Source organism: Mycoplasma sp. 1012 (genome assembly GCF_054343455.1).
In genome coordinates this window covers 1-11,414 of the sequence record NZ_JBTGVG010000029.1, presented here as the reverse complement: position 1 = coordinate 11,414, position 11,414 = coordinate 1, and the positions used below count along the sequence as shown (strand labels likewise).

Sequence of the window (11,414 nt, the reverse complement as noted above, 5' to 3'; positions counted from 1 at the left end):
TTTTACCAGTGATATCACTGGTAAAATGTGTCCCAATAAATTGTCCCACTTTAGATTCTTCACCTTTAGTAACTTTTATTTTAAAAGTAGCAAAGAGTGAATCACCATTTACTTCATATCTCAAATCATTGCTGTAATTTATTATTTCAACTTTTACACCTTCTGGTTTTTGTATATCAAACAATAAATTCTCTTTATAAATTTTATCAAATACTTTATTAATTTCTTCTTGAGTTAAAGCATTAGCAGAAGCATTTGTTGGATTAGTTAAAGAATTTAAAGCGGTTTCTATTTTTTTATTTGAATATTCAGGAAAAGTTTTTAAAACTTCAGAAAATAAATCATTTTTTAATCACATATTAAAAAAATTTATTTGTTTAATGTTGGCATAATAATTTTTAATGTCTTCTGAATTAGAAAAATCATAATAATTTTTAACTTCTCTATAAAATTTAGAATTGGTAAATATTTCTTTTGGAGTTATTGAAATATTTTTCAACAAGTCACTTTTTAATTGTACAGAATTTTCTGTTTGTAAAGGAATTTCCTTTATTTTAGTATCATTTACATAAAAACCAATGTTTAAAGCTATCTTATTATTGGCTGTAAAAATATTATCTGTTTCTTCTATTTTATATTTAAAAAAATTATTTACTATTTTTTGTTTAGAAACAAAAATTTCCTTTATTTTTTCAAAATTATTTGTTAAATCAGATTTATATAAATCTAAAAACTGATCATAACTAAAATTAAAAATCTCATCTAAATTGCTAATTTTGATTGTGTTAATTTTAGAATTTAAATCATTACTAAAATTAATTGTTTTAGTAACTTTTGCAAATTTTGTAGAATCAGTGGTGCTTTTTGCAAGGTAAATTAAATTTAAATTATTAACATTAGTAGAATCTATTTTGACTTCTTCTAAAGTTAAATTCACATTTTCTATATCGTTATGTGATAAATAAATATTTTGATTTTCTTTATTGATAGATGCACTATATAAGAATTTTTTTAAATCATAAGTTTCTATATTTGGATTAAAATTAATTTCAAGTTTTCTTTCTACATCTTCTTTAAAAGTTTCATCTTCTTTTACAGGTTCTTCATTTTGTTCATCTGAACCATTTAATTTCTTCTCTGAATCTTTTAAATTAACTAAAGTAGAATTTATTTTATTTAAAAAATCTAGTGTTTTAATTTGTTCAACATCAGAAACTAACTTGTTGTTTTTTAAAAATTTTTCTGTTTCTGATAAAAACTTATCAAACTCTTCTTTATTATTTGCTTCTGTATATTTCTTTGTTTCTTTAACTGTTTGAGCATTTAAAACATTGCTTATTATTTTATTAACAATAGAATTATATTGTAAAGAAAGATCTAAAATATTATTAATTTCTTCTTTTGAATTTAATGAATTTATAAAAGCAACTAAACCATTTTTAGTTTGGTCATTTAAATTAGAATAATTTTCAATTTTTGATTTACTAGATTTTTTGTAATCTTCTAGATTTTCTTCTGTGTTTTCATTTGAATTTGTTTTTTTGTTTCTAGTTAAAGCGTAAGTTGTACCAATAACTGCAGAACCTACACCAACAACCCCAGTTAGCAATAACAATGCTAACAATAATTTTTTCTTTTTTTTGTTCATTTCTCTTTTACTTCTTTCAATTATTTTTTAATTTTTTCTTCGATTGTTTTAATTGTTAATTCATTAGCTTTTTGAGGATTTGCCTGACCTTTAGTTTGTTTCATTATTTGTCCTAAAAAGAATTTAATAACTCTTTCTGGTCTATTTTCATAATCATTTAATAATTGTTCATTTTCTAAGATTAAATTATTTAAAATTTTTTGAATTAAATCATTATTTTCTATTTGAACCAAATTGTATTTTTTAATAATTTCATCAATACTTAAATTTTCTTGTTCCTTATATAAAACTATTTCTTTTGCTTGTTTTGATGAAATAGAATTATTTTTTTCTAAAGTTAAAATTTCAACTATATTATTTGGGGTTATATTTAACGAATCAATGCTTTTTTCCTTTATAATTGGAACAATTTCAGAAAAAAAGAATTTAGCTAATTTATCTTTATTGTCAAAATTTATTTTATTAAAGAATTGTAATCAATCAAAATTATTTAGTAACTGTTCTACGTAAATATTAGAAACTGATTGGTTTAATAATTCTTCTTCCCATTCTCAATGTAGCTTATCTAATTTAATTGAATCAATAAATTCTTCTTTTAATTGAATAACAGGAATATTTGGTTCAGGATAATATCTATAATCAACTGCTCCAGTTTTTTCTCTCATTACTATATTTTGTTGTAAAACATCATCAAAACGTTTGGTTTGTTGAATTATTTTTTCGTTATTATTTAATTTTAAAGTTTGAACTTCAATTTCTAATTCTATTGCTTTTTTCACATTAGAAATGGAATTAATATTTTTAATTTCTACTTTAGTACCAAAACCTTCTCCCGGTTTGTTTAAAGATAAATTAATATCTGCTCTTAGTGAACCTTCTTCTAATTTTGCATCTGATATTCCTAAAAATTTTGCTATTTTAGCAATTGTTTCTATATATTTTGCAGCTTGATTGGAATTTTTGATAACAGGGTGTGTAACAATTTCTATTAGCGGAATACCTGCTCTATTATAATCTAAAAAAGTTCCTTGTTCAGTGTGTAATTGTTTTGCCGTATCTTCTTCCAAATGTATTCTTTCTATTGAAATTTCATTAACTTCATTATTAATTTTAAAAGAAACTTTTCCATTCTTTCCTATAGGTCTAAATTGTTGTGTGATTTGAAAACCTTTTGGTAAATCAGGATAAAAATAATTTTTTCTATCAAAATGTAATTCATTATCAATATTCATTTTTAATGCTTTTGCTAATTTTATAGCTTTTATAACAGCTTCTTTATTTAATAAAGGCAATGTTCCAGGATAAGCTAAATCAACTAGACTAATATTTTTATTATTTTCTTCATTAAATGAATTTTTAGCTGCTGAAAACATTTTAGTTTTAGTGTTTAACTCTAAATGTATTTCAATACCTATAACCACTTCATAATTATTCATTAGATTTCTCCTTTAATTTTTCTTCAATTCAGAGTGCATAACTCAATAATTTTTCATCATTTTGCATTTTAGAATCTATGGCTATATTAAAAGGTAATTTATTATTTGGGTCCACACCTAATTTCATTGTTATAGATGGAGAACCAGCTAAATTAGAACCTGTTAAAATATAATCCATATAACTTCTTTTTTCTGTATTTTCAAAATAAGGAGCAACATCGGGCGCTGCTGGATAAATAACTATATCATATTTATCGTATAATTCATCTAAATAATTTTTTATCAACCTTCTAATTTTTTGAGCCTTTAAAAATAATTCATCTTGATTTTCTTTTTCAAGGAAATAAGAACCTAATATTAATCTTCTTTGTACCATTTTTCCAAATCCTTTTGAACGGGTATTAGTCATTATTTCGCTTCAGTCTTTACCTTTTTCTCTTTGTCCAAATGCTATTCCATTTAAATTAGCTAAATTGGAACTTGCTTCAGAATAGGAAATAATGTCATATACTGGTTTAATTGCTTTTAATAAATCAGCATTAGGTTCAATTGATTCAATTTCCATATTTGTGGAAATTTCCTTTATAAAAGAAAAATATTTTTCATAAACAGATTCACTTAGTAAGTTTTTAGGAATATTAAAATATCCAATTTTATTTGGTTTTGTTTTTATAATATTGTTAATTAAAATGTTTTCAGAAGTCATGTCATTATAATCTTTTCCATAAGCAACTTTAGCAACCTCTATAACATCATTAACATTATGAGTAAATCATGAAACTGTATCTAAAGAAGAAGCATATGCAAACATACCAAATCTTGAAACCGCTCCATAACTTGGTTTAAACCCTACTTTTCCTATGTATGATGCGGGGAGTCTTACAGAGTCTCCTGTATCTGAAGCTAAAGCAAAAGAAATATTGTTTGTCAATGTAGCTGCAGAACCAGAAGAAGAACCACCTATTTTTCTTTTATTATCTAAAGGGTGAGAAATAATTCCTCAATAAGAATAAATACCTTCTCCACCTAGAGCTAATTCATCATTATGAACCTTTGCTACAGGTATTGCTCCATTATCAAGTAATTTTTGCACAACAGTAGCATTATAAGAAGGGTAAAAATTTTCAAGCAATCTAGAAGATGCTTGTGTTTTAGCTGTTTTTGTAGCAAAAACATCTTTAATAGTAAAAACGCAACCACTAAGTGCTTTGTTTTCTATAATTTCTTGTTCTGGAAAAAGAAAAGAAACTGCATTGTTTTTATCTTTATGCAACTCTTTGTAAGCTAGTAAAAAATTTCCTTTATTTTTTATCATTTATAACCCTTTCTAATTGAACAAAATTTTCATTTTTTGCAGGTGCATTTTTTAATAAAATCCCTTTATTTTCTGTATATTCAGCAACTTCATCTTCTCTAACTAAACTAAAATCTTTAATTTTTGTTAATCTAACTAGTGGTTCCACATTACTAACATCTATCTGTTTAAATTCGTTTAACATTTTGTAAATTTCATCAAATTCTTTTTCTAATGATAAAATAACTTCATCATTTGGAATGAGTTTTAATATTTTAGCTAATTCAATTATTTCTTCTCTTTTCATTTTTCTCCTTACTATCATTTTGGATAACTTATAAATTCTTTATCATTTAAATAAGATAAATCTCCACTTAAATCTTTAAATTTGATTCTATGTGAATGTAAAAAAACTCTAAAATTTTTTTTACCACCATACTTTGTATCGCCATAAATCGGAAAACCTAAATGTGATAAAGTCACTCTAATTTGATGTTTTTTTCCTGTTATTAATCTTGCATATTTTTTAGAATTTTCACTAAAAAATTCTGTTATAGCTAATATATTTGAGTTTTTTACTACTTTCATTTTTTGCTTAGTTTCATCTTTTTCAAGAAAAAGTGAAGAAGTGAATTTATTGTCTATTTTTATATCAGATTTAAAGATATAAATTTTTTCAAATTTCTTTTGTTTTTCTTTTAATTCGACAAGTGCTTTATAATTTTTTGCATATATTACTATTCCTGAAGTTTTTTTATCTATTCTACCTATGTGAGATGGAATAAAAGAATCTTTTTGTTTAAAATTCAAATAGTTTAAAATTTGCAAATCTAAACAATTATCTTCACTATGAATAGCTATATTTTCTTCTTTATTTACTATTAAAATATTTTTGTCTTCAAATATTATAGAAAAGTTTTTTTCTTTACTGTTATTTGTGGTTGTAAATTCTTGATTTATTTTTTCTTCATTTAGTCCATAAACTTGGATTTCATCATTAACCCTAATAATATATTTTTTATCATTGCTTCTTTTGCCATTAATTTTTATATCTTTTAAGCGAAAAAGTTTTTCTATTTTAGATAAAGGAACCTTGTTAAAATATTTAATTATAAATTTATATAATGTTCTACCTTCATCATTTAACGTTGCTTTTATTATTCTCATAATTGAATTTTACTTTAAATTTATTTTTTATTTTATAAAAAATTAATTTTCTTCTATTCTAGATAAAATAAACAAAGGAGCGGTTTCTGCTCTTAATATTCTTTTTCCTAAACTTATTGCTTTAAAGTTGTTTTTTAAAGCTAAGTCCACTTCTTGTTGACTAAAACCGCCTTCTGGACCTATTAAAAATAAAGAATTTTGAGGAAAAAGAATATTTTTATCAGAAGTTTCAACTTTTTCATATGCTATATATTTATTTTTTATATTTAAGTTTAAAATTTCTTTAAAGTTAATGGGATAATGTATTTTCATAACTTTATTTCGGAAACTTTGTTGCGTGGAACTTTTGGCAATTTCTTGTCATCTTTCAATTTTTTTGTCAATGTCGTTGCCTAATTTTTGCTCAACATTTTCACTAAAAATTGGATAAAAATCACTTGCACCTAGTTCTGTAGCCTTTTGAATTAATCACTCAAAACGCTTGATATTAATTATTGCACTTGCTATGATAACAGGTTCATTAAATTCGTGATTTTCTTTAAGTTCTTGCTCAATTATCGCTAAATCACCTTCTAAATGACAAATATAGAATTTTTCTTCATATATACAAATTATTTTTTCGTTTTTTATTCTAGCTACCTTTATGTGATGGAGAGTTTCATTGGATAATATAAAATAATTATTTTCTTTTTTTTGTGCAAAAAATCTCATCATAATTTACTCCTATTTTTGTTAAATTAGTTTATAATATTATAGAAAAGCCATCATAGCTCAGTAGGTAGAGCACATCCATGGTAAGGATGGGGTTGCAGGTTCGATTCCTGTTGTTGGCACCATATCAAATAGACCATAAAAATCTCTTCTTAAAATAAAGAAGAGATTTTTTTATTTTTCACTTGGTATTATGTGAATATGAGTATGAAAAACTTCTTGACCTGCTTCTTTTTCGTTGTTTACAAGTAGTTTAAAACCTTTTACATTTAATTTTTGAGTTTGTTCAATTGCAAGTTCTTTTGCCTTTACAATTAAATATTCTAAGTCACTATTTTCAATAGAAAATAAATTTCTAGAATAAATTTTAGGAACTACTAAAAAATGTCCTTTTGTAACTGGTTTTATATCAAGAAAAGCTATAACTCTTTCATCTTCATAAATGATATTTGCTGGTATTTCTCTATTTATAATTTTTAAAAATAATTGTTCCATTTTACATCTCTATTTTTTAGTTGTATTTTTATTATTTGATTCTGGGTCTAAAATTGAATCTTTATATTCAATTTTGTAACCAGCATCTTCATAGAATTTTTTAATCTCTTCATATAGAGTGTTTTTGTCTGCTAAATATAATGAAAATGCCAATATTTCCTTTTGTTCTACTGTATTTCAAGGTGTGTGATCTAAAGAGAAATAAGTTTTATATGTTGTTACATTGTCTTTTGTTGTTGCTTTGTTTTCATCAAATAAAGGCACAATTTTATTTACATAAGAAGCTGATATTTTGGTTAAATCACTACTTATTGCTTTTACAGAAGAAGGATAATCACTAAGTACTCTCCCTTCTTCAGAAATGTTAGGAGAGTAAGAAGGAGTACTTGAATCTCAAGTTACATCTACTGCATAAGTTCTTACAGAAGGGTGTTGATGGTCTTTGTTTGTAGTCAATACCATTTTGATAATTACTGTTACTCTTTTTTGAATGCTATCTGATTCAAAAGGCATAATTTTTTCAACAGTATAAGTAACATCACTATGTTTTGCTGCTTTAACAACTTCAATATCTTCTTTAGTTAATTGATATTTTGTTTTTGTCTTGTCAAAAGAGTCTTTTAGTTTGATAGGTAATTCTTTTTTACCTTTTCAACTTTCTGCAGCTGCTAAATCATTTTTAGAATATATAATTCTAGAATTTTCATCCACAAATCCGCTCTTTATATTTGTCTCTCTTTTCAAAGTATAAACATCATAATTAAAACTTCCTTTAGGGTTAGAACCTTGATTGTAGAGAATTCCTTGATATGATAATAATTGTTTTAAATCAATATCATCATTCACATTTAATAACTCAAAATCCTGTATTTTATTGGTGTTTTTGGAATTTTTAAATCTTTCATCTACTAAAGAGTTAAAAGAATTTTCATCTTTAATTTCTAATAAATTATAAGTGGCTAAGTCATCTGAATCAGTAGACTCATATTTTCAAATTTGACCAGGTTGTTTTTCTAATAAAAGTGTTTTTAAAAAGAAATCTTTGGTTTCTGGATTAGTATTTTGATATGCTAATCTTTGATTATAATTTGTGTTTTTTTCCGCTGAATTTGTTTTATATTTATTGGATTCAATAATATCTTTAGATTCAGAACTAGTTAAGAATTTAAAAACTAAAACCATTTTTAAAATATTGTTTTTTAAATCTGAATTATTGTTGTTAAATAAAATTTCAAATCCTTTTTCTGTAAATAATTTATTTGGTCCTACCTCTGTATATAATTCTTTTAATTCTTCTGTAGTTAAAAAATTATTAGAATTTAAATCATTTATAAATTTTACTGTAAAGGTGCTGTCTTTTTTCAACTCTTGTTTTTGGTAAAAATTAAATGCTTTTTTAACTAATGCATAAAATTCGCTATTTTTGTTTTTAAATTCTTGATCTAAGTTTTGATTTTTAAATCATTTATCAGTTAAAATGGTTTCGATATATTTGGTTTCAATAAATCTTTTAACTACTTCTTTTTTTAATTTCTCATCTTGAATTATTTTTTCTGAACTTTCTACTTCAACAGGAGAACAAGAAACAACAGATAACGGAATAATTCCCGCTATAACACTTGTTAATAATGAATATTTAATTTTTTTCATTTCATTCTCCTTTATTTATTTTTAATAATTCCAAAATGTTTTTGTAAAGCATCATAAATAGTGTCTACATCTGATTTTTCTGTTTTTCCTGTAATTGTTCAGTAGTTTTTAGTGTTGTCAAAATTAAAATCAGCATTTAAATTGTATTTTTTAATTTCTGTTAAATAAGTTTCAATTTTAGTATTTATTTTTAAAATTAAATCATTAGAATAAGAAATTATTTTATTATCAATATTTTTTTCTAAAGACTTAATATAATTGGTTTTTTCTTCTTCAGACTTATTACTTTTTACATCTGTCAATAATTTAGTTTTAAATTTTTCATCAGATATTGTGTCTTTTAAAACAAAACTTTCGTTTTTTAATTCATTAAATAAGTCATTTATTTTAAGTCTGTTAGTTATTGAAGAGTTAATTTGATTATTAGCATTTAATTGTAATTCTTTTTTAAGAATTTCTTGTAATTTATCAAAAGTGTTTATTGAATTTTTTAAAATAATATTCAATCCTTTACTTGAATAAATAATTGAACTGTTTTCAGTTAATTTATAAATTGTGTGAATTCTATAACTTGAATCGGTAGTTTCTCCAAAAGTTTCTTTAAAAGCTTCACCAGCTTTTTTAAGTTCTCCATCGCTTAGTTTATCAATAAAATCTGCTATTTTTTTATTTAGTTCATTAATTTCAGTTAATTTTTTATTAGTTAAAGTTGAAGCATCTGGAAGTAAATTTTCATGTCCATTTGCAAATAACTTTTCTTTAATTTTACTAAATAAAGTAGTGGATAAAATATGTGTTGCTTCTTTTGCACTAAATACATTATCTAAAAATGTAATGCCATAAGAAGAATCTTCACTATCAAAAATTTGACTTAAATTTCTTAAAGGTAATTGTCCTAAATTTTGTGCATTTGTTTTATTAACTGATGAATTAATTGTGTTAAGTAAAATTCTATCAGTAGATTTTTGATTCTCATCTGAAGTAGCAGTATTTCCTTTGAAGTTTTCAATTAAACTTAGTGTAGTTTTTACTTCTTGTGTGGTTAAATCATTAGAATTTATTTGGGTTACTGAATATCTTAATAATTCTTTTAAATCAGCTTTAGCAATTGTTCATGCATCTTGTGCATTTGAAGAATTTTGATTAGCATGAATAACTAATTGAGAAACATCAAAGAATGAAAATTTATCTTTTAATAAAGCATTATTGTTAAAATAAAATTTATTAATTACATTATTTGCATTCATATACTCTTTAACATAAGAATTTGTTAAAAATGCAGAAACTTTATATTCATCTTTAATTTTTTCTTTTTCAGATTCTGTTTTAGATTTATCACTTTCTCTTTCGATATTTGGAATAAATCCATTTACAACGTTTGAACCTTTGTCAGCATCATCTTCTAAAATGATAATATCTTTAAATAATCTATCACCTTTTTTATAAACAATATTTCCATTTTTATCTTTAATATCTTCACTTAATACTCTATTTTTAACATCTTTATATAAGTATGTTGTTGAAAACTCTGGAGTAAATCTTGCAAAAGCTTTTTTTTCTGCTTCTTTATATGTTAAATATTCAACTGCTTTATCAAAATTGACTGCTCCACCAAATTTTGGATCTGTAGAAATATATTTATTAAATTCAGATTCTCAATTTTGGAAACCATAAGTTCTTTGATATCTTCTTCTTTCGTCTTCAAGGAATTTTTGTTGTGATTGTTTTAAATCATCATAGCTTTTAAAATTAGGATTAAATCTATCGTTTGCACTTGTTTTACCTGCTACATAAGATTTATCTCATGCTTTTTTGAATAATTGAGAAGCCTCATATTCTTCTTCATAAAGATAATTAATTAAAACTTTTTGTGCTTCATCAAATTGTTCTTTATTAATAACTGAATCTGTTTGGGTTGCGTTGATAATATCTTGAAGATTTAAGTTTTTAGGACCGTTTGGTGTAGATATACTTACTAAAATATCTGAATCTGCTCTAGCTGCAATTTTTGTAGGTTGTGCATTAGTGATACCTAAAGGAATTCCTATAGCTAATCCAGAAACTACCAAAGCAGCTGATGCAAATAAAACTCCATTAAGGATTTTTCTTTTTTTAATTTGTTCTGGTGTTCTTTCTTTTTTTTGTTTTTTCTCGCTTTTGGAATTTAATCTTGCAAGTTTTTTAGAAAGTTTTTCTTTTGACATATTTACCTCTTTAGTTTGCTATTTAATTTATATTAATTAAATTAATATAAAAATTTTACCAAATTTTAATGTAATATAAATTAAAAATAAAAAAATAAAAAATTTTTCATTTTTTTGCTTTTTATAATTATAATAATTAATACACACGCAAAGGAGTATGAATGATGTACAAAAAATTTTCTGAAGGAATGATTGAAGTTATTACCGGTCCTATGTTTTCTGGAAAAAGCGAAGAATTGTTAAAAAGGATTAGAATTTTAGAATATGCAAATATTAAAACTTTAGTAGTTAAACCACACTTTGATAATAGGTTTGCAGAAGATGAAATAATTTCTAGATCAGGAGCAAAAATATCAACTTTTAATGCTTCTACAGCCGAAGAAATAAAAGAGTTATTTAATAAAAAAAATTATAAAGCAATCGCTATTGACGAAGTTCACTTTTTTGGTAAAGATGTTCTTAATTTACTTAGTGATTTAGCTGATGATGGTGTAAGAGTAATAGTAAGCGGTTTGGATATGGATTATTTAAGAAGACCTTTTAGTATTGTTCCAGCATTACTTTCAATGGCTGAAAATGTTACAAAATTGCAGGCAGTATGTGTAAAGTGTAAAAATGCAGCATCTACAAGTTTTAGAAAAATTAATAGTAAAAATGTAAAACTTTTAGGGGACACTGAAGAATATGAAGCAAGATGCAGATCTTGTCATATAAAAGGCGAATTTGGAAAAATTAAAGATAAAAACGAAGACAAAAGTGAAGAAAAATAACCTGGAAGTGTAATAAATTTTGTGTAAAAATTTCTCAAT

The 11,414-nt window shown here is 24.1% G+C and carries 10 protein-coding genes and 1 tRNA gene; 2 read left to right on the top strand and 9 right to left on the bottom strand.

Annotated elements, in window-relative coordinates:
- From ACXX89_RS03695 to ACXX89_RS03670, 6 genes are all read right to left on the bottom strand, one after another.
- Positions 1–1,648, bottom strand: a 1,648-nt coding sequence (locus ACXX89_RS03695) for a hypothetical protein (RefSeq protein ID WP_458557689.1), incomplete at its 3' end; no start/stop codon positions are given.
- Positions 1,649–1,668: 20 nt separating this feature from the next.
- Positions 1,669–3,084, bottom strand: a complete 1,416-nt coding sequence (gene gatB, locus ACXX89_RS03690; protein WP_458557688.1) for an Asp-tRNA(Asn)/Glu-tRNA(Gln) amidotransferase subunit GatB — start codon at positions 3,082–3,084, stop codon at positions 1,669–1,671.
- Complete coding sequence (locus tag ACXX89_RS03685; protein WP_458557687.1) at positions 3,077–4,399, bottom strand: amidase family protein; 1,323 nt, start codon at positions 4,397–4,399, stop codon at positions 3,077–3,079. Before ACXX89_RS03685 ends, gatB begins: the two co-directional genes overlap by 8 nt.
- Positions 4,386–4,685, bottom strand: a complete 300-nt coding sequence (locus ACXX89_RS03680) for an Asp-tRNA(Asn)/Glu-tRNA(Gln) amidotransferase subunit GatC (RefSeq protein WP_458557686.1) — start codon at positions 4,683–4,685, stop codon at positions 4,386–4,388. Before ACXX89_RS03680 ends, ACXX89_RS03685 begins: the two co-directional genes overlap by 14 nt.
- 11 nt (positions 4,686–4,696) lie before the next feature.
- A complete protein-coding gene (locus ACXX89_RS03675) occupies positions 4,697–5,545 on the bottom strand; it encodes a pseudouridine synthase (protein ID WP_458557685.1) in 849 nt (282 codons plus the stop codon).
- 42 nt (positions 5,546–5,587) lie between these two features.
- Positions 5,588–6,259 (bottom strand): 16S rRNA (uracil(1498)-N(3))-methyltransferase, encoded by a 672-nt coding sequence (locus ACXX89_RS03670; RefSeq protein ID WP_458557684.1) that lies wholly within the window; start codon positions 6,257–6,259, stop codon positions 5,588–5,590.
- 46 nt (positions 6,260–6,305) lie between these two features.
- On the opposite strand from ACXX89_RS03670, the gene ACXX89_RS03665 reads away from it, so the two are divergent.
- A tRNA-Thr gene (locus ACXX89_RS03665) sits at positions 6,306–6,381 on the top strand.
- 49 nt (positions 6,382–6,430) lie between these two features.
- Here ACXX89_RS03665 and hinT read toward each other — a convergent pair.
- From hinT to ACXX89_RS03650, 3 genes are read right to left on the bottom strand one after another with little or no spacing between them, the layout of a single operon-like run.
- Positions 6,431–6,751, bottom strand: a complete 321-nt coding sequence (gene hinT, locus ACXX89_RS03660; protein WP_436358842.1) for a histidine triad protein HinT — start codon at positions 6,749–6,751, stop codon at positions 6,431–6,433.
- A 9-nt stretch (positions 6,752–6,760) separates the two neighbouring features.
- The gene (locus tag ACXX89_RS03655) at positions 6,761–8,401 is read right to left on the bottom strand and encodes a HinT-interacting membrane complex lipoprotein P60 (RefSeq protein ID WP_458557683.1); all 1,641 of its coding nucleotides are present in this window, start codon (positions 8,399–8,401) and stop codon (positions 6,761–6,763) included.
- An 11-nt stretch (positions 8,402–8,412) separates the two neighbouring features.
- Positions 8,413–10,605 (bottom strand): HinT-interacting membrane complex protein P80, encoded by a 2,193-nt coding sequence (locus ACXX89_RS03650; protein WP_458557682.1) that lies wholly within the window; start codon positions 10,603–10,605, stop codon positions 8,413–8,415.
- A gap of 161 nt (positions 10,606–10,766) precedes the next feature.
- Here ACXX89_RS03650 and ACXX89_RS03645 point away from each other — a divergent pair, with 161 nt between their 5' ends.
- Complete coding sequence (locus tag ACXX89_RS03645) at positions 10,767–11,375, top strand: thymidine kinase (protein ID WP_436358839.1); 609 nt, start codon at positions 10,767–10,769, stop codon at positions 11,373–11,375.
- The last annotated feature ends 39 nt before the right edge of the window (positions 11,376–11,414 follow it).